This is a genomic window from Myxococcales bacterium (assembly GCA_016720545.1).
Lineage (GTDB): Bacteria > Myxococcota_A > Polyangia > Polyangiales > Polyangiaceae > JAAFHV01.
Genome location: JADKKK010000005.1, coordinates 224250 through 242767, shown reverse-complemented (window position 1 = coordinate 242767; position 18518 = coordinate 224250). Strand labels below are relative to the sequence as shown.

15 protein-coding genes are annotated in these 18518 nt (G+C 70.2%); 3 read left to right on the top strand and 12 right to left on the bottom strand.

Annotation, left to right across the window (positions count from 1 at the left end; all coding sequences use genetic code 11):
• Positions 1-5: 5 nt before the first annotated feature.
• From IPQ09_12765 to nosZ, 6 genes are read right to left on the bottom strand one after another with little or no spacing between them, the layout of a single operon-like run.
• Entirely contained in the window at positions 6-845 is an 840-nt protein-coding gene (locus IPQ09_12765; GenBank protein ID MBL0195080.1) for an ABC transporter permease, read from the bottom strand.
• Entirely contained in the window at positions 842-1246 is a 405-nt protein-coding gene (locus IPQ09_12760) for a hypothetical protein (protein MBL0195079.1), read from the bottom strand. Before IPQ09_12760 ends, IPQ09_12765 begins: the two co-directional genes overlap by 4 nt.
• A complete protein-coding gene (locus tag IPQ09_12755) occupies positions 1243-2157 on the bottom strand; it encodes an ABC transporter ATP-binding protein (protein ID MBL0195078.1) in 915 nt (304 codons plus the stop codon). The genes IPQ09_12760 and IPQ09_12755 overlap by 4 nt, the downstream gene beginning before the upstream one ends.
• Entirely contained in the window at positions 2154-3515 is a 1362-nt protein-coding gene (gene nosD, locus IPQ09_12750) for a nitrous oxide reductase family maturation protein NosD (protein MBL0195077.1), read from the bottom strand. Before nosD ends, IPQ09_12755 begins: the two co-directional genes overlap by 4 nt.
• The gene (locus IPQ09_12745) at positions 3512-4285 is read right to left on the bottom strand and encodes a cytochrome C (protein ID MBL0195076.1); all 774 of its coding nucleotides are present in this window, start codon (positions 4283-4285) and stop codon (positions 3512-3514) included. The genes nosD and IPQ09_12745 overlap by 4 nt, the downstream gene beginning before the upstream one ends.
• A 7-nt stretch (positions 4286-4292) precedes the next feature.
• A complete protein-coding gene (nosZ, locus tag IPQ09_12740; GenBank protein ID MBL0195075.1) occupies positions 4293-6284 on the bottom strand; it encodes a Sec-dependent nitrous-oxide reductase in 1992 nt (663 codons plus the stop codon).
• Between the two features lie 819 nt (positions 6285-7103).
• Between nosZ and IPQ09_12735 the strand changes: the two genes are divergently transcribed.
• Both IPQ09_12735 and IPQ09_12730 read left to right on the top strand, forming a co-directional pair.
• Positions 7104-7688, top strand: coding sequence for an ureidoglycolate lyase (locus IPQ09_12735; protein ID MBL0195074.1), 585 nt, complete (start codon positions 7104-7106; stop codon positions 7686-7688).
• A 233-nt stretch (positions 7689-7921) separates the two neighbouring features.
• Positions 7922-8506 carry a superoxide dismutase gene (locus IPQ09_12730; protein ID MBL0195073.1) on the top strand — a complete coding sequence of 195 codons (585 nt, stop codon included), beginning with the start codon at positions 7922-7924 and terminating at the stop codon, positions 8504-8506.
• Between the two features lie 73 nt (positions 8507-8579).
• Here the strand turns inward: IPQ09_12730 and rdgB are convergent, their stop codons facing one another.
• The 6 genes from rdgB to IPQ09_12700 all read right to left on the bottom strand — a co-directional run bounded on the left by rdgB (position 8580) and on the right by IPQ09_12700 (position 15410).
• Positions 8580-9224 carry an RdgB/HAM1 family non-canonical purine NTP pyrophosphatase gene (rdgB, locus tag IPQ09_12725; GenBank protein MBL0195072.1) on the bottom strand — a complete coding sequence of 215 codons (645 nt, stop codon included), beginning with the start codon at positions 9222-9224 and terminating at the stop codon, positions 8580-8582.
• On the bottom strand, positions 9221-9982 hold the full coding sequence (rph, locus tag IPQ09_12720; GenBank protein ID MBL0195071.1) for a ribonuclease PH: 762 nt from the start codon (positions 9980-9982) through the stop codon (positions 9221-9223). Before rph ends, rdgB begins: the two co-directional genes overlap by 4 nt.
• A gap of 106 nt (positions 9983-10088) precedes the next feature.
• The gene (locus tag IPQ09_12715; GenBank protein MBL0195070.1) at positions 10089-11648 is read right to left on the bottom strand and encodes a HAMP domain-containing protein; all 1560 of its coding nucleotides are present in this window, start codon (positions 11646-11648) and stop codon (positions 10089-10091) included.
• Positions 11649-11662: 14 nt separating this feature from the next.
• A complete protein-coding gene (locus IPQ09_12710) occupies positions 11663-12862 on the bottom strand; it encodes a (Fe-S)-binding protein (GenBank protein ID MBL0195069.1) in 1200 nt (399 codons plus the stop codon).
• 3 nt (positions 12863-12865) lie between these two features.
• On the bottom strand, positions 12866-13684 hold the full coding sequence (locus IPQ09_12705; GenBank protein MBL0195068.1) for an FHA domain-containing protein: 819 nt from the start codon (positions 13682-13684) through the stop codon (positions 12866-12868).
• Positions 13685-13769: 85 nt separating this feature from the next.
• A complete protein-coding gene (locus tag IPQ09_12700; GenBank protein ID MBL0195067.1) occupies positions 13770-15410 on the bottom strand; it encodes a hypothetical protein in 1641 nt (546 codons plus the stop codon).
• A 291-nt stretch (positions 15411-15701) separates the two neighbouring features.
• Here IPQ09_12700 and IPQ09_12695 point away from each other — a divergent pair, with 291 nt between their 5' ends.
• Positions 15702-18512, top strand: a complete 2811-nt coding sequence (locus tag IPQ09_12695; protein MBL0195066.1) for a DNA translocase FtsK — start codon at positions 15702-15704, stop codon at positions 18510-18512.
• Positions 18513-18518: the final 6 nt, after the last annotated feature.

Sequence of the window (18518 nt, the reverse complement as noted above, 5' to 3'; positions counted from 1 at the left end):
TTCCATTAGTTCACAAGATCCGACGACACGAGGCGGCGCTCGGCCGCCAACAGGCCAAGGGTGCCGAGCAGCGCGGGCCACGCCACGCCGACGGCGAGCATGAGGCGCGGCCCGAGCGTGTTGGCGAGCCAGAACCCCACCGGCCCGAGCACCGACAGCTCGGGGTCGACCCCGCTGAGCACGGCGATGCGCGCCGACTCGACCGGGTTCGCCGCGGCGAGCACGAAGACGACCTCGGGCGGCAGCCTCACGCGGAGCAGCGCGCCGATGAGCGCGAAGTCGTGCAGCGCGCTCGCCACGACCCACGCGAGGAGGGCGAGCACCGTCGCCCGCTCGGGGGTGCGCGCCGAGGCCGAGATCCAGAAGCCGATGCCAATGAAGGCCCACGCGAGCGAGACCGTTACGGCCAGGCAGCGGGCGACGATGGGGCCGGTCGCGGCGTCGGGCTGCGCGCCGAGCGCCGAGCCGACGAGCGCCGCGGCGAACAGCACGAGGAGCGGCCCGACGATGACGGCGAGGCGGGAGGCGACCGCCGAGACGAACCACTCGCTGCGGCGGACCGGCTGCGAGAGCATGAGCTCGAAGTAGCCGCTGTGCCGGGCCTTGACGATGACCTGACTCGTGGCGATGAGCGCGACCAGCGGCACCACCAAGACGATCGCGTTCGACACGTTGAGCACGACCCGCGACAGCCCCGTGAAGCCCATGACGCGGCTCTCGCGGAGGCCAAGCCACACGAAGCCGGCGAACACGAGGCCATAGACGACCGCCGTGAACACGAGCCAGCGGGAGCGCATCGCCTCGGCGATCTCGAGGCGGAAGAAGACCTGGGTCGCGGAGCTCATCGCTTCACTCCTCGCTTTGCCACGACGCGGTCGCGCGCCTCTTCCCAGCCGAGCGCGCCGTCGGTGCGCGCCTCGAGGCCGTAGTCCATGGGGGTGCGCGCACCCTCCGCGAAGCGGGCGGTGCGCGCGGGCGCCCAGGGCCCGCTCGCGCCCTCGTGCACCCACGCGTGCGCCGGCGTGCCGCCGTGCTTGTCGGCCCAGAGCACCAGGCAGCCAACGTCGTCGAAGTATCTCCGCTCGCCGTCGTGCACGAGCTGCGCGGCGAACCTGCGTTCGCTCACCAGCATCGAGCAGTCGGCGCACGGCTCCTTGCCCCAGACGGGGTCTACCGGCTGGTCGGGCTTCGTGCACGCCCACGCGAGCGACGCGGCGGCGACCATCAGCCAGCCGGCGCGCGTCACGCGACCACCTCGAGGCGCCGCGGCCCAGGCTCTCGGGAGGCGCGCGCCAGATCGTCGACCGGCACGATGCTGAGATCGGCGAGGTCGGCGCTGTGCTCGGCGAGGAGGCGAGTGACGAGCTCGACCTTCTCGTGCTGCGCCACGCTCGCCCCGAAGCGGGCCTCACCGCACCGCGTGAAGCCGCGCCCGACGAGCATCGCCTCGGCCCGCGCGGCCGTCGCCCCGGCGCGAAGGGTGACCTCTACACGGAACGCCTTCAGGCCGACGAGCACCTCGTCGAGCGACGCGTCGCGGACCACGCGCCCGTCACCGAGCTCCACGACCCGCGCGACGAGCTTCTGCACCTCCTCGATGCGGTGCGAGCACAACACCACGACGCTGCTAGGCGGGCGCGCGGCGAGCTCCGAGAAGAACGCGACGCGCGCCTCTCCGTCGAGGTTCGCCGTCGGCTCGTCGCACACGAGCACCTCCGCCTCGGCCGCGAGCGCCATCGCCGCGAGCAGCTTCTGCTTCATGCCCCCGGAGAGATCGCGGAAGCGCTTCGGGCGGCTCGCGCCGAGGTCGAGCCCGAGCCGCGCGGCGCGCTCGTAGGTCGCCTCCTCCTTCTTCCCACGCAGTGCCGCGTGCGCGCGCACGACCTCGGCGACCGACGCCTCGATGGGCGGGGCGATCTGCGGGATGTAGGCCACGCCGCGGAGCGCGGCCTCGGGCTCCCTGGCGACGTCGCTGCCGGCGATGGTGATCTTCCCTTCGACCCGCACGAGGCCGAGGAGCGCGCGGAGCAGCGTGGTCTTGCCCGATCCGTTGGCGCCCACGAACGCGACGCGCTCTCCCGCTCGAATCGAGAGAGAGACGTCGTCGAGGGCGAGCACGGCGTCGAATCGCTTTTTTACGTGCGAAATCGTGATCATGGCGCCTGGATATCGGGTGGGCGCACGAGCGGCGCGGGGTCGACGAGCAGCTTGCGCGACGAGAGCAGCGGCACGGCGTGCGCGACCGCGTCGAGCAGCCCGATCGCGGCGGTGCCTTGGAAGAACTTGAGCGTTGGGCGCGACTCGGTGAGGTCGCTCGAGAGCGCCTTCACCTCGAAGGGGACGTCGCCCACGCCGTCGCCGTTCAGGTCGTAGCCCTCGTACTCCGTGAAGTGGTTGCCGCGGAACTCGACCGCGAGCGCGTCGCCACCGCCGTCCGCCTCCACGACGAGCGCGTTCTGGCGGAGGTCGTTGCCGCGAAAGCTGAGGCCCTTCGCCGCGCTGTGGAGCCGCAACCCCACATCGTTCAGCGCGAGCACGTTGCCCTCGAAGACCACCGGGGCGTCCGAGGTGCGCGGGGTGTTGTCGAGGTACACGCCCGAGGTGTTCGCGACGAGCCAGTTGCCCCGGGCGACGACCGCGTCGCTGTCTTTGAAGCCGAGCCCCATGCCCGCGGCGCCCCGCGCCCCCGCGAGGAAGTTCTGCTCGAGGGTCATGCGCGCGCTGTACATGACGAAGATCCCGACGACGTTGCCCTCGAAACGACTCCCCCGAACGACGGCGTCGTGCGCGTACATGAGGTGTGTACCGTAGCGGCTCCCGCGCACGACCAGGTCCTCGAGGGTGGCGTGTCGCGTGTACCACACCACGACGTCGCGCGCCCGCTCCACCACGGCCCGTCGGACGGTCGAGTGGTGCGACTCCCAGAGCTTGATCCCGTCGCCGCGCAGCTCGGTCGGCTCGTCGAAGCCTCGCACCGAGACAGCGTCGATCGCGCAGTGCTTGCACTCCTCGAACGACACGCCGAAGAGCGTGTCCTCGACGCGCGCGTGGTCGAGGCGGACGCGCTCGCCGGTCGCCTTGAAGCCCGCGTCCTCCGTGGTGTTGCGGTGCCCAGACCGCCGGATGAGCACGTCGGACACCTGCACGTCGTTCGCCTTCACGGTGACGACCGTGCCGCCGCCCGTACCCTCGAGCACGGCGCCGTGACGCCCGGCTACGCGGACGGGACGCCGGATGACGAGATCGCCACGGTAGACCTGCGCCGTGAGCGCGATCACCGGAGGCCCGCCGGCGTCCTCCACCAGCGCGCGGAGCTCCTCGAACGTGCGCGCCACCACCGCCCCAACGGGGGCGGCCACGTCGCGGGGCCCCACGTCGGCCTCGGCCACGCGCGGGGGACTCGGCGAAGACGGCGCGGCCGCGCGCGCGGGGTCTCCCTCGAGCGCGAAGCCGAGGGCCGCGGCGACGACGACCGCGTACGCCGTACGCCCGCCGCGCGCCACGCGCGGCTTCATGTGGGCGTCCTCGGCGCGCGCTCGGGCAGCACCATCGCGCGGGGGCAGACCGCGCTGCACTCCGTGGAGTGTCCGCAGTTGTCACACACCCGGGCGCGGAGCAGGTTCCCGGCGACGGCGCACACCACGCCCCCAATCGCGAGCCAGAACCCCACGGAGGGCGCGGCGAAGGTCTCGAACTGTCCGATGACCCCGTTGCCGAACATTTGTGGAGTGAAGGGCGCGATGTGGAGCGGCGCCTTCGGATCGAGCTGGTGGCCGTACGAATAGAGCCAATAGAAGCTGTCAGCCAAGAACCCAATGGGGAACGCCAGCGCCGGCAAGGCGACGAGCTTGTTCAGCTTCTTCCCCGAGAGCGCCAGCGCGGCGAGGGTGAGCACCCCCACCGTGGCCACGCCGTAGCCGGCGAGGTGCCGCTCCACGGCAGCCGCGTCCGAGAGGTGCTTCATTCCGATGTAGTGGTTCAGCAGATCGATCTCGTGGACGTCGCCGCCCATGCCCGTCAGCGAGATCTCGAGCCCGAGCCCCTTCGGGTACTGCGGCGCGTAGAGCTTGAAGCTCCACCAGGGGCGGAAGAACGACGCCGCGAAGAGGCCAACGGCGCTCGCCCCGAGCAGCACGACGAGCCATCGTGCCCAGTCCCACGGTGCTTTCTGGCCCGTCGCGGGAGGGGCTGGCGAGAGCATGGGGAGCCGGACGTGACCGTCCTTGGTACGCGCCGCGTCGGCGTCGTGCTCGTGTGTGTGCCCCCCGGCCTCGCCTTGCGCCATGGTTCGCCTACTTCTTCTTGGGTTTCACGAGGAAGTACCCGGCCATCTCCAGGTGGAGCGCCGAGCAGAACTCGGTGCAGTACATCGGGAACGTGCCGGCCATGTCGGCCTTGAACGTCATGTTCTCGTGCTTGCCGGGCTCGAGGCTGACGTTGATGTTGTACATGTCGATCGTGAAGCCGTGGGTCTGGTCCTCCGCGGACTCGAGGCTCGTGAGGTGAATGGTCACCTCGTCGCCCTCCTCGACCTCGATCTGGTCGGGGGTGAAGTGGCTGCGGATCGCCGTCATGTACACGTCGACCTTGTTGCCATTGCGGACGATCTTCTCCTTGCCGCCCTCGGCGCGCGCGGGATCGACCGTGCCCAGAAACGGGTTCGTGCCGGGCTTGTAGACCTTGATCGGCTTGATCTTGTCGGCCTTGATCATCTGCGAGTAGTGCGGCTCGGCGTTCGGCAGCGGCATATCCGCGAGGAGCCGCATCTTCTCGCCCGTGAGATCGACGAGCTGGAAGTTCTGCGGATACAGCGGCCCCACCGGGAGGAACCGGTCCATCGACATCTTGTTCATGGCCACGAGGTACTTGCCGTCGGGGCTCACCGTGTCGCCCTCGGCTGAGAGGATGTGGCCAATGTTGTACTGCACCTTCAGCTTCTCGACGGGCTTCTTCAGGTCCTTGTACGACCACTTCGCGACCACGCTCTCGATGAACACCGAGGTGAAGGCGTTGCCCTTGTCGTCGAAGACGGTGTGGAGCGGCCCAAGGCCGATCTCCACCTGCCCTTGGAGGGTGTCTTTGTGGGCCAGAATAGGGATCCCGTACGGATCCTTGCCCTCGAACTTCTTGGCGTCGATGAGCGCCTTCATCTTCTCGAAGTCGTAAATGGTGGTGTGGGTGTCGAGCTTGCCTCCCACCACGATCGCCTTGCCGTCCGGCGTAACGTCGCAGCCGTGCGGGCTCTTCGGCTCGCCCACGAGCGAGAGCACGCCCTCGGGGCCCGACACGTCCATCATGAGGACGCGCATGCCGGCGATGGTCTTGGTCTTGCCGGCGGCGACCAGCGCCTCGGCCTTCTTCCAGTTGATGACATGGAGGTAGTCCATGTCCCCCTGCGAGGCGCCCGACTCGATGGGCGGCTTGCCCTCCAGCGTGCCGCCGACCGCCATCTCGGTGTTGAACGAGTTGATGAACGCCCACCCGTCCGAGCCGAGCTTGCCCGCGTCGGCGAGGTCTTGCGTGTAGGGGGGGAGCTCGAGCGCCCAGCTCTTCTCGGGGTCGATCTTGCCCTTCGCGCGGTCGAACTTCCAGAAGATGGCGACGCCGCGGTACTTGTCTTTGTACTGGCTGAGCGGCGCGTACTCGCGACCGAGGGGGGCGGGGTACTGGCTCGTCTCGATCACGTAGTCGGTGTCGGGCGTCACGAACGCGCCGCCGTGATCGCTCGCGGCGAGCGGGTTGGCGACCAGCTGCTTCGTGGTGAAGTCGGAGAGGTCGACCACCGCCACGCGAGCGTTCGCCTTGTCGTTCACGAAGAGATATTGGCCGTCGTAGTCGCCCTTGGTCTCCGACAGGTTCGGGTGGTGCATGTCCGCCCACCGAATCTTGTGAGCGCCCTGGTTGCCCTGGTCGAGGATCTTGTCGCTGTCGCCGCCGAAGCCCCAGCCCTGCCACGACTCCGGCGTGAAGACGCCGATGACCTTCAGCATTCGCATCGAGGGCACGCCGATGACGTCGACGTTGCCCGACTGCCCACCCGAGGCGAAGATGTAGTATTCATCCATCTTCCCGGTGGGCACGTAGGTCTTGAGCGCGGCCTCCACGTCGGCCTCGCTCAGGTTTCGCGCCTTCATCAGGTCGGCGACGCTCCCGGAGGCGCCGAGCCCACCGGTCGCGGCCTGCTCCTTCTCTTTGGCCTCGTGTTTGTTCTCGCAGCCGAAGAACGCCGCGCTGGCGATCCCGGCGAGGACGAGGGAGGAGGCGACAAGTGTGTGAGCGCGCATGGGCATGGTCTCGAGAGAGAGAGAGAGAGAGAGAGAGAGAGAGAGAGAGAGAGAGAGAGAGAGAGAGAGAGAGAGAGAGAGAGAGAGAGAGAGAGAGAGAGAGAGAGAGAGAGAGAGAGAGAGAGAGAGAGAGAGAGAGAGAGAGAGAGGAGGACGGTGTCGATCACGTGGACGATGCCATTCGACGCCTGCACGGTGCCGACGATGGCCGCGTCGTTGATGCTCACTTTTCCGTCCTTCACGTGCACGGTCGCCTTGCTTCCGTCGGCCATGCTGAGCACCATTCCGTCCTTCAGGGCGGCGACGCCGTACATGGAGACGGTCACGTGGTATTTGAGGATCCCGCGGAGGTCGTCGTGCTTCTCCGGCTTCACGAGCCCCTCGACCGTGCCGGGCGGCAGCTTCCCGAACGCGGCGTTCGTGGGGGCGAACACGGTGAACGGCCCCGCGTTGTCGAGCGAGTCGACGTAGTCGGCGGCGGTGAGCGCCGCCACCAGGGTGGTGTGATCCTTCGAGCCCAGCGCGACGTCCACGACGGTGTTCATCCCGGTGCGGCGGGGCTCGGGCTTCTTGGCGGGTGCGGGCGTCGCGGCCGCGGCGGCGGTCTTTGCGGGCTCGGCGCCCGCGGTGGGCGCCGCCCCCTTGTCGCAAGCGACCAGGGTGAGCGCGGCAAACGCGGCGAACGCGGCGGGTCCAATCGTGAGCTTCTTCATGGGTGGATCTCCTGGGCGACAGCGCCGCCGGACAGCGCCGATCGTGCACTTCGTGTGCCACCGGCGCCGCGGCAAAATGCCGCGGCTCCTGGGCGTTTCGGGGGTCATGCATCCGCAAACGGTGCGCCGTGGTGCAGCGTTTTCGGCCCCTGCCGCGGGGCCGCGCGGGTATGCTCGGGAGGTGCGTACCTTCGTCGCCCGCCCGCTCACGCGCGAGTCGTTCGCCCCCTTCGGCCAGGTGCTCGACATCGACCAGGCGACGGGCGAGGGACGCCCTGTGAACATGGGCACGGCCCGGAGACACGACGACGTGCTCTCCATCGAGAACCTTCGCGCGGACGCGAGGCTGAACATCGCGGCGTTCCGGTGCCAGCCGAGCGTGCCCGGCCGATTCCCGGTGGTGGAGCTCGAGAAGCACCCGCGCTCGGGGCAGCTCTTCGTACCGCTGAACGCGTCGCGCTACCTCGTCGCCGTCGCGCACGGCGAGAGCGCCCCCGACCTCGACACCCTCGAGGTGTTCTTGGCGTCCGGCCGGCAGGCCGTCTGCTACGGGCCCGGGGTGTGGCACCAGCCCATGATCGTGTTCGATGTCGAGACCGACTTCTCCTGCTTCGTGTGGGAGAACGGCACGCCCGAGGACTGCGTGCCCTATCGCCTCTCGGCGACCGAGATCGTCACGGTCGAGCTCTGAGGGATCCGGGCGCCCGGCTTCCGCCCGCGCGGCCTCGCCTCGCGCGCCACGTGACGGCGGCGAGCGCCCGGGCGCAATCGCGACGGCGAGAGCGCGCGCCTCGACCAAGCTCAAGCAGTGTCGATGCGCGGCGCGCGGAGCGGCCCTTTTCTTCGCCCCACGGCGTGCGTAAGGTACCCCTCCGCACCGACCCCAATCACCGCGCCTCTCGAGGCCCAAGCACAGGATTTCCCATGCCCTTCTCGCTCCCCGAGCTCCCCTACGCGAAGGACGCCCTCGCGCCCCACCTCACCGCCGAGACCCTCGAGTTTCACCACGGCAAGCACCACAACGCGTACGTGGTGAACCTGAACAAGCTCCTCGAGGGCAAGCCGGAGGCGGAGAAGACCCTCGAGGAGGTCATCCTCGCGTCCGACGGCGGCGTCTTCAACAACGCGGCGCAGATCTGGAACCACACGTTCTACTGGAGCTCGATGAAGCCCGGCGGCGGCGGCGAGCCCACCGGCGACCTCAAGGCGGCGATCGACCGCGACTTCGGCTCGTTCGCGAAATTCAAGGAGGAGTTCAGCGCCGCGGCCGCCACACAGTTCGGATCGGGCTGGGCCTGGCTCGTGGTGAAGGACGGCAAGCTCTCGGTCACGAAGACCTCGAACGCCGATCTGCCGATGAAGCACGGGCAGACCGCGCTGCTCACCTGCGACGTCTGGGAGCATGCATACTACATTGACTACCGCAACCTGCGGCCGAAGTACGTCGAGACCTTCCTGAGTCACCTCGCGAACTGGGACTTCGCGGCCGCGAACCTCGCGAAGGCCTAGCGAACGTGACCGAGTGGCGCCTCGGCGCCCGGCCGGTGCCCACGCGGCTCGCGTGGGCGCGCCGGCGCGCCGCTCACCCGATGCCGCGCGCGCTCGCCTCGCGTGCGGCGAGCGCCCGCTCGAGCGTGTCGCGGAGGGCGGCGGCGGCGCGTCCGCGGTGGGACACTGCGTTCTTCTCGTCGTCCGTGAGCTCCGCCATCGTCTTGTCGTGCCCGTCCACGAGGAAGATCGGGTCGTAGCCAAAGCCGGCGGCGCCTCGTGGAGACGTGAGGATCATGCCCTCGCACACGCCCGACACGAGGTGCGGCTCGAGCGAGACCAGCGGGTCGACGAGCGCGAGGACGCAGCGGAAGCGCGCGCGGAGCTCGCCCGGCTCGTCCGCGAACGGCGCGAGCGCCGCCAGCAGCGCCGCGTTGTTCTCGCCGTCGGTCGCCCGCGAGTGGGCGTAGCGCGCCGAGCGCACGCCGGGCGCGCCGTCGAGCGCGTCGACCTCGAGACCCGAGTCGTCTCCGACCGTGAGCATCATGGTGGCGCGCGCGAGGGCGACGGCCTTCTTGGCGGCGTTGTCCGCGAAGGTCGCGCCGTCTTCGACCACGGTGGGCGGGCGCGTGAGCACATCGGTGGGCGCGAGCACGTCGACCGGGAGCGAGCTCAAGATCGCGCGTATCTCCTTGAGTTTATGGGCGTTTCCCGTGGCTAGGACGAGCGCGTGCCTCACGGCGCGGCCTGGGTGAGGGCGCCGAGGTCCACGCCGTGCGCCTCGAGCGCGGCCCGCTGCATGGCGACGAGCCGCTGCACGCCGTCGAGGCCGAGGTCCACCATGCGATCGAGATCGCCACGCGGGATGGGCGCTCCCTCCGCGGTGCCCTGCACCTCGACGATGCCGCCGTCGGCGGTGGCGACCAGGTTCAGGTCGACGCCAGCCTTCGAGTCCTCGAGGTACATGAGGTCGAGCCGCAGCTCGCCGTCGAGCCAGCCCACGCTGGTCGCCGCGACCGGCGCCCGCAGCACGGGTCGCTCGAGCCGCCCCGCTCGGCGCAGCTTGTCGAGCGCGACGGCCAGCGCCACGAACGAGCCCGTGATCGCCGCGGTGCGGGTGCCGCCGTCGGCCTCGAGCACGTCGCAGTCGAGCGCGATCGTCCGCTCGCCGAGCGCGTCGAGATCGACCGCGGCGCGCAACGATCGCCCCACGAGGCGCTGGATTTCCTGCGTGCGGCCCGAGGGCGCCTTGCCGCGCCCGTCGCGTGGCTCGCGGCGCTGCGGGTTCGCGCGCGGGTGCATTTGGTACTCGGCCGTGACCCAGCCCTTCCCGTTGCCCTCGAGGAACGCGGGCACGCGATCTTCGAGCGAGGCCGTGCAGAGGACGACGGTCGCGCCGGCCCGGTAGAGCGCAGAGCCCTCGGCGTACGAGTGGAAGCCGAGCTGCATGGTCACGGGCCGGAGGTCCGTGTTGGTGCGTGAGTCGGGGCGTGGCATGGCGCGAGTTAACCACGGGCCGTCGCGAGAGGACCAGCGCGATGCGCGCCCGACGGACCGCGCGGCGCGGCCGGCGCGGCCGCCGCAGCTGCGCGGCGCCGCGTGCTCAGCCGAGGCCCTGCGCGAGCGCGCGTGGGCCATCCGACGAGACGAGCGGCAGCGCGAGGCGAAACACCGTGCCGCCGCCGTCGCGCGCCGACCAGCCGAGCGTCCCGCCGTGGGCCTCGACGATGCGTCGCGTGGTCGCGAGGCCGAGGCCCGTGCCCTCGCCCTTGGTGGAGAAGAACGGGTCGAACACGCGCTCGCGGAGCCCCTCGGGGATCCCGCCGCCCCGGTCGGCGACGAGCAGGACGACGCTCATTCCCTCGGCCAGCACCGACAGCTCGATCACGCCACCCTCGCCCCCGCTCGGCGTGGCCTCGCGCGCGTTGCGCAGCAGGTTCAGCACGGCCTGACGGAGCTGCGCCTCGTCGAACAGGGTCGGCGGGAGAGCGTCCGCGACGTCGACCTTGAGCTCGAGTCCGGCGCGCGCGAGCTCGGGCCGCGAGAACTTCGCCACGTCGACCACGAGCGCGCCGAGGTCTTCGGCGTCCATGCGTGACGTGGGGATGCGTGCAAGACGCAGGTATTCTTCGGAGAGGTTCCCGAGTCGCTCCACCTCGCGCGTGATCGAGGCGAGGAGATCACGCGCTTCGCCAGGCAGAGTGGCGCCGGCGAGCTCCTCGTCGAGCAGCTCGATGTTGAGCGAGATGGAGCTCAGCGGGTTGCGGATCTCGTGGGTCACGTGCGCGGCCATCTTCCCGATGGCGGCCAGCCGCTCGGCCGCCACGCTGCGGCTCTGGGCGGCGGCGACGGCCTCGACCATCTTCTCGAAGGCGACGGCGAGCTCGCCTATCTCGTCGCTCGCGGGCGCGACGGGCTTCGGCGTGCGGTCGCCCTGGGCGACGGCGCGGGCGCGCGCCGTGACCGCGCCGAGCGGCCTGAGCAGCCGGCTCACGCGCACCGACATCCCCGCCCCGACCGCGACCGCCAGCGCCGCGAGGCCGATCATCATCGCGATCGAGCGCCGCTCCCGGGTCCGCGCGAGGGCTCCGACGACCTCCATCGACGCGGCCACACGGCTCGCGAGCGCGCCGAGCTTCTTGTCGGCGTCGTGCTCCTGGGCGCCGATCACCACGATCGCGCGGTTGGCGCTGTTCGTGTCGCCGCGCTCGATCGCCGCGAAGAGCTCCTCGAGCGCCCGCCGATCGCCCACGATGGTCGCCTCGACGCTGTCCATGTCTTGGGCGAGCGCCCGCGCGAGCACGTCCGAGTCATGGTTGCCCGAGGCGGCGAGCCGCTCCATCGCCGCGCGCGTCTCGAGCAGCGTCGCGGTGCGCACGCTCGTGAGCGTCTGGAGCAGCAGCTTCGTGGACTGCGGATCGCGCTCCCCCGGGATGCCGTCGACGAGCGTGGCGAGGGTCGCCTGCGTGGCGCGGAGCTGCCCGAGGCGGAGCGCCACCGGGACGAACCCCTTCGCGAGCTCCTCGTTGTCCTGCGCGGCCCGGCGGAGCGCGTACACGCTGAACGCGACGGTCACGGCGAACGCGAGGGTCGTCAGCAGGAACGCGACGAGCACCTGCGCCGCGACGCCGCGAGGCGCGGTGGGCGTCGGCGTCGAGCTCACGCCGCTCACGCCGCTCACGCCTGACGGGGCTTGGGCTCGTCGGGCCCGTCAGCCTCGTCGCCCGGCGCGGCGGTAGCGAGGGTCGTGCCGGACGCGACGGCGCGCGCGAGCAGCGACACGAGATCGACCGCGGGCTCGCCCGCGGCGCGAAACGCGCGCAGCGACGAGGCACAGGCCGTCACGAGCGTGCCGCCGCCGCCGCGGGTGTGCTCGGCCAAGCGGTCTCGCGTGGCGGCCCGCGCGACCTCTGGGAAGGTGATCGGGAGGAGCCCTCCGGCGCCGGAGCAGGCCGCCCCGTCGCGACGGCGATCGAACTCTTGGGGAGCGCTGCCGGTGAGCCGCGTGAGCACGGCGCGCGGCGCCTCGTAGACCCCGAGCCCTCGCCCGAGCTGGCAGGGATCGTGAAACCGCGCCGGCCCTACGTCGGGGAGCGGGGCGAGCGCGTGCAGCGACGTCGCGGCGCGCTCCACGAGCAGCTCGATGGGCGGCGTCGGCACTCCACGCAAGGGGGCGATGGCCCGGAGGGCGCGCGCGCAGCCCGCGTCCACGACGAGCACATCCGAGTAGGGGGCGAGGCGCTCCGCGAAGGCGCGGAGGTTGCTCGTGAAGCCCTCGTCGTCTCCCGCGTGGAGGAGCGGCAGCCCACAGCAGCCGCCGACGAGCACCACGTCCTCCCCCACGAGCGCCCGCGCGACCTGGAGGGCCGCGAGCGCCTCGGGCTCGGCGCCACGCAAGTAGGCGCACCCGACGACGAGGGCCGTGCGCGACCGGTTCGTGCCCGGCTCACGCGGATCGAGAGACCTCGCGCGGAGCTCCGAGTCGGCCGCGTGCGCCGCGAAGCCGGCCAGCACTCGGGTCGCACCCTCCGGCGCGAGCCCCGCCTTGCGCGCGGCGTCGCGCGCCAGGTTCAGCGTGGGGCCAACCGGGTTCTGGTGATCGCACGCGTTCGCGCACGCCCCGCAGTTGGTGCACGCGAATGCCACCTCGGCGAAGCCGCTCTCGCCCTCCCGCTCCCCCTGGCTCACGTCGCCCCTCGCCAGGTGGTAGACGGAGGACATCTTCCCCCACGGGGTGAGGGACTCGCGAGGCTCCGCGTTGGAGACGGGGCAGACCGTGCGGCAGAGCTTCGGACAGAACGTGCACGTCTCCAGCTCCGCCTGCGCGCTCGCGAGCGTGGGGAGCCTTACGAACGCGCGGTCGTCGGGCCGAGCCACGGCTCAGCGGAACGTGAAGCGGAGGTCGTGGTCGCAAATGCGGAAGACGTCCCCTTCGGCGATCTGCTTTCGCGCGATGCGCTGACCATTGTATTCTACACCGTTCGTCGAGCCCATGTCGACGATGAAGTACACGCCGTTCTGGTACTCGACCATGGCGTGCTGGCGAGAGACGTTGGGGTCCTTGAGGGTGAGATCGCTCGACTGCCGACCACGGCCGATGACGAAGCGGTCCTTGTTCACGGCCCACTTCTCACCTTGGTACATGACGCTCAGCGAGGCGCCCTGGGGACCGAACCCCCCGTTGCCGCGCGGGGGCGGACCGGGGTCACGCGCCTCGCGCGCGGGCGGCGGACGCTCGCGCTCGATCGGCGGCGGCGGGTTGCGCGGATACGCGGGCGGCGGCGGGGCGCCCCCACCTCCTCGCGGCGGCGGCGGCATGGGGAGCCCGCCTCCACCGCCGGACGGCGGCTGGCGCGTCGACATGGTGGGCTGTCGGGGCGGCGGGGGCGGCGGCATGCCTCCTCCTCCACCACGAGGGAGCGGCGGCGGCGGCAAGCGCCCTTGGGGCGGCACAGTGCCACGCGCCGGCATGGGCGGCGGGGGCGGCGGACCCGTGACGAAGGCCGGGTCACGCTGGGGCGCCTCGCGCGCGGGCGCGCGCTCCCCGTAGTTTCGCTGCCGCGAGTACTGCTTCATCGACTCGTTGATGAGGTAGTCGACGCTGCACTCGAGCTCTCGGGCCATCTGCTCGAACGTGTCCCAAAGGACGTCGCGGCACTGAAAGGTCCGCGGGCTTTTCTTGTTCGGATCCGAGCTCATACAGACCCCTTGGCGTGCCTTCGTGGTGAACCCCGTCGCGCAGAGCGGCGGGCAGGTGTGAAGCGGATGTCGTGAGGCAAGGGAATCACTTTTCCATCGAGGGGATGATGCAGAACTTCACGAGCTCGCCGACCGTCTTGAGCTCCTTGGGCTCGTTCTCCTTCGGGTTGCTCGCCTTCGGGACGTCGCACTTCCAGTCGCACTCGTCCGAGGGCTCGCACTGCGGCAGCTTCGTGGTGTCGTTCTCGAAAGACTTGATGGTGGGGACGTCGGCCTTCTTGCCCTCGTAGAAGGAGCCGAGCGCGACGAGCTTCGGGCCGATCACCTTCGAGCCGAGGAACTCGCGGATGACGGCCTTGCCGTCGCCGTCCAGTTTGAGGATGGTCTGGCCGTAGTCGAGCGGCTCGGTCATGCCCATCTTGGACTTCTCGGACGTGGGCATCTTCGCCATGAAGTCGGCGCCGACCTGCTTCGCGTTCAGGGTCTTCAGGACCATGCTGGCCGCGACCCAGCGCACCTTCCACTTCTTCGGCTCCACCTTGGCGCCGAAGAGGGTGTTGAGGAGCGGGACGATCTGCTCCTTCGGGAACTCTCCGAGCCGCCGGAAGCCCTGGTCACGCACGGCGTCGGGGGTGTCGTCCCCCTTCGCGACCGCGAAGACCCGCTCGAGGTCCTTCGCGTTCGTCTTGTCCATGCGGCCCTCGAGGGCCGCGAGCGCGAGCTTGCGACGGTCTTCTTTCTGCTTTCCGTCGTTCGCGAAATCGAGGAGGAAGTCGATCGCCGGGCGCCCGCCGACCTTCTTCATCGCGACGAACACCTCCTCGGTGAGGCGACGATCGAGCATCTTCTCGACCTGCTGCTGGAGCTGCGAGGCGTTCGCGTTGACGTTGTTCTTCTTGTTGAAGTCCTGGACCACCTGGGTCTGGGTCGTCGTCCAGGTCGGCGAGACGAGGGTCTTGGCGAGGTCCACCAGGGCCTGGGAGGCCTTCAGCTTGGTCTCGGGCTCGCCGAGCTCGTTCACGAGGCCGGCGATGCGGTCGAGGCGGTTCGCCTTTTCGGTGATGAGCGACGGCAGCACGCGCACGCTCGACGGGCCGAGGTAGCGCATCATTTGCTCGACGCTGAACTGCTGCGAGCTGTTCTCGAGGCGGTCTTCGAAGCCGAGCTGGACCCACTTGATGAGGGCCTCGGTGAGCTCCTTCCGAGTGGCCTCGTCGCTGACCAGCGACGTTGGCTCGTTCGAAAGCATCGCGAAGGCGGCGTCCTTGTACGGGATCGAGAAGTCCTCCGGGAGGCGCCCCTCGGGCGTGCGCGGAGGAGGCGGCGCGGCCATCTCTTTGATGAGGATGGGAGCCATGCCGTTCACGATGAGCCGACGCTGTTCCTCGCTGAGGGCCTTGAGCGCGCCCTCGCGCTGCACACCCTCCTCGTCCTTGTACTTGTCGAGGAGCATCGTGTAGCCGACCTTCTTGCCTCCGCGCGGGCGCATGCGCACGAGCGTGAGCGCGGCCTCCACGCGGAGATCCGACCGGTACTTCTGGTGCGACATGACGGCGACGAGCTTGTGTGGGCCCCGCTCGGTGCCCTCCCACCGCTTGACGTCGGTCTCGCTCACCGCGCACCCGGTGAGGGACGCGCCCGCGAACAACGCGACGAGCGCGCCGCCCGCCAGGGTTCGAGTAGCCCAGCGCGCGCGGGTGACTGTCAAGCTCGAGGTCTTTCGCATGGTATCGACCGCCATCTCTCCTCGTCCGATCCTGGCCCCGCGCAGCGGCGCGGCGCGCGGCTGAGTCGGGAGGGCGCGGCCCGGAAGTGACCCGGAAAGCCGCAGGGTCCCCATGTTACGCGACCCACCCCCTCGAACCCAACAAACTTCGCCACGGCTTCGCGGCGCTTTGCCCCGCCCGGATTTCCATGCGCCCCGCCCCCTCCGCCCGCGCGCAGCGCTCGCCGCGCTCGCCCGAAGTTGACCGAGGGTCAACTGCCGACATAGGCTCCAATGTAGGACTTAGTAGTTATGGCCTTCCCACTCCTCGCACAGCGCCGGGCCGAACCCGTGCTTCCACCGAACAACCGCGTGCCGACCGTGGTCGGGAAGGGCGCCGGGGCACTGGCGCGCCACCGCGAGGTCGCGGCGCTGGCCATGTGGACGGGCGCGGTGTTCGTGACGCTGGCGCTCGCCTCCTACGCGGGAGAGCCCACGCTCGCCGCGGTGGCGGAGAACGCCACCCCCCGTGAGCCCATCGTCGGCGAGAACTGGGTGGGCCCGGTCGGAGAGGCCTTCGCCCGCGCCTTCGTTCAGCTCGTGGGGGTGGCGGCCTGGGTCGTGCCCCTCGAGATGTTCTTGCTCGGCATCCCGTTCGTGCGCGGCAAGCAGAACAACATCACGCCGGCCCGACTGGGCGGCGACATGCTGATGCTGGTCATCGCCGCCGCGCTCGTGCAGGTGGGCTGGCCGACCGCGGTCGCCTTCGGCAAGCAGCCCGCGGCCGGCCTCGTGGGGGAGCTCTTCGGTGAGGTGGGGCGCTCGCTCTTCTCCTCGATCGGCTCCTTCCTCGTGGGCTTCTCGCTGCTCGGCCTCATTTTGATCGCGCGAGCCACCTTCTCGTTCATCGCCCTCATGCGCTCGATCGCGGCGTTCTTCCGGGCGGCCACGCTCCGCATCGTGGGCGGCGCGCGGGCGATCTCCGAGGCGTGGCGCGCGGCGCGGGACCTCGAGCGAGACGCGAGCGAGAAGCGGCAGAGCGAGGACGCACCGAAGATCCTCCGCGCGAGCCCGGACGAGGTGATCGTCGCGGCCCTGCCCGAGAGCGATCCCGAGGACGACGTCTTCGTCCCGACGGAGGAGTCCGCGGCGCCGCCGTCGGTCAAGCCGAAGCGCTCCAAGCCAAGCGGCCCTGCCCGCCGAGCGCTCGCGGAGAAGGACGAGACGTCGCCGAGCGCGCCGCTCGCGCCGCCGACCGCGAAGGACCTCGACGGAGAGGCCCCCGTGAGCGAAGGGCCGAGCCGCGAGGAGCCTCTCGACGCGGCCGGCGCCACGAGCAAGCCGCGGGCCTCGAAGTCCCCGGCGCGCCGCGCCGACCGCGTCAACGTGGGCGCGGCCGAAGCGGCCGACGAGCCGAGCAGCGACGCGGCAGAGGCCGGCGTCCAAGGTCCACGCCCCCGCGCAAGCGAGGGCGACGCCCCGCAAGCCATCCCGGCGGCGGCGGTGGCGGTGGCCGAGCCCAAGCCCAAGTTCACCATCGTGGACACCTCCGGTGCCCTCGCGACCGCGAAGCTCGAGCGCGGCGACAGGCTGGTTCCCGCGCTCGGCGCCGGGTTTCGGCTTCCCCCGCACGACATGCTCGAGGCGGCGGTGGTCGACCCGAGCCTCATCTTGGACGAGGGGGCGCTCCACAAGAACGCCGAGCTGCTCGTCAAGACACTTGCAGACTACAAGATTTCCGGGAAGGTCGAGGAGATCCTCCCAGGTCCCGTCGTCACGACGTTCGAGGTCTCGCCGGTCGCTGGCACCAAGGTGTCGCGCGTGGCGGCGCTCGCCGACGATCTCGCGCTCGCCCTCGCCAAGAAGGTGCGCATCGTGGCGCCCATCCCTGGCAAGAACCGCATCGGCTTCGAGCTCCCGAACGAGAAGCGGCTCTCGGTCAACCTCCGGGAGCTCGTCGAAGACCGGCGCTTTCAGTCGCTCGACGTCCCGCTCCCGGTCGTGCTCGGCCGAGACATCGTGGGCAACCCTGTCTACGCGGATCTCGCCAGCATGCCGCACGTGATCGTGGCGGGCGCGACGGGCGCCGGAAAGAGCGTCGGCATCAACGTGATGCTCACGTCGCTGCTCTACCGACGCTCACCGGAGGAGATGCGCCTGCTGCTCATCGATCCGAAGGTCGTCGAGCTCGCGCCATTCGACCGCATCCCTCACATGCTGCTCCCCGTCGTCACCGACATGAAGCAGGCCGCGACCGCCTTGAAGTGGGCCGTCGACGAGATGGAGCGCCGCTACCAGCTCTTCGCCGACGCGGGCACGAAGAACATCTCCACGTACAACGGCTGGGTGAAGCGCGTGGAGCGGGGCGAGGCGCGCAACCCGCTACCGAAGCAGGTCCTCGGCAAGGACTTCAACGGGTTCGAGGACGCGGTCTCCCCGGGAGAGGGCGAAGAGGGCACGCAGCCGCTGCCCGAGAAGCTCCCCCACCTCGTCATCGTCGTCGACGAGTTCGCCGACCTCATGATGCAGCAGGGGAAAGACGTAGAGACCTCGGTGGCGCGGCTCGCGCAGAAGGCCCGCGCGGCGGGGATGCACGTCATTCTCGCGACGCAGCGCCCGAGCGTCGACGTCATCACCGGCATGATCAAGGCGAACTTCCCGACGCGAATCGCCTTCCGCGTGGCCCAGAAGATCGACAGCCGCACCATCCTCGACGAGCAGGGCGCCGAGCACCTGCTCGGCAAGGGCGACATGCTCGTGAAGCTCAACGGCACGAACGACACGAAGCGCGTGCAGTGCCCGTTCCTCAGCGAAGAGGAGGTCCTCCGTGTGATGGACTTCCTGCGACTCCAGGGCGAGCCGGTCTACGACGAGAACATCCTCAAGCCGCGCGACGACGAGGCCGCCGCCGAGGACGCCGAGGACGCGGAGCAAGACCCCATGTACGATCAGGCGGTGCGGCTCGTGGCCGACACGAAGCGCTGCTCGACCTCCTGGCTCCAGCGCAAGCTCGGGCTCGGCTACAACCGCGCCGCGCGCATCGTCGAGATGATGGAGAAGCGGGGCCTGGTCGGAGGCGCGAACGGCTCGAAGGACCGCGAAGTGCTCTTCGACGCGATCTGAGCTGCA

Coding starts and splice junctions, on each gene's coding strand:
- IPQ09_12765 (MBL0195080.1), bottom strand. CDS start 845: ATGAGCTCCGCGACCCAGGTCTTCTTCCGCCTCGAGATCGCCGAGGCG.
- IPQ09_12730 (MBL0195073.1), top strand. CDS start 7,922: ATGCCCTTCTCGCTCCCCGAGCTCCCCTACGCGAAGGACGCCCTCGCG.
- IPQ09_12755 (MBL0195078.1), bottom strand. CDS start 2,157: ATGATCACGATTTCGCACGTAAAAAAGCGATTCGACGCCGTGCTCGCC.
- IPQ09_12735 (MBL0195074.1), top strand. CDS start 7,104: ATGCATCCGCAAACGGTGCGCCGTGGTGCAGCGTTTTCGGCCCCTGCC.
- nosZ (MBL0195075.1), bottom strand. CDS start 6,284: ATGCGCGCTCACACACTTGTCGCCTCCTCCCTCGTCCTCGCCGGGATC.
- IPQ09_12745 (MBL0195076.1), bottom strand. CDS start 4,285: ATGGCGCAAGGCGAGGCCGGGGGGCACACACACGAGCACGACGCCGAC.
- nosD (MBL0195077.1), bottom strand. CDS start 3,515: ATGAAGCCGCGCGTGGCGCGCGGCGGGCGTACGGCGTACGCGGTCGTC.
- IPQ09_12695 (MBL0195066.1), top strand. CDS start 15,702: ATGGCCTTCCCACTCCTCGCACAGCGCCGGGCCGAACCCGTGCTTCCA.
- IPQ09_12700 (MBL0195067.1), bottom strand. CDS start 15,410: ATGCGAAAGACCTCGAGCTTGACAGTCACCCGCGCGCGCTGGGCTACT.
- rph (MBL0195071.1), bottom strand. CDS start 9,982: ATGCCACGCCCCGACTCACGCACCAACACGGACCTCCGGCCCGTGACC.
- IPQ09_12705 (MBL0195068.1), bottom strand. CDS start 13,684: ATGAGCTCGGATCCGAACAAGAAAAGCCCGCGGACCTTTCAGTGCCGC.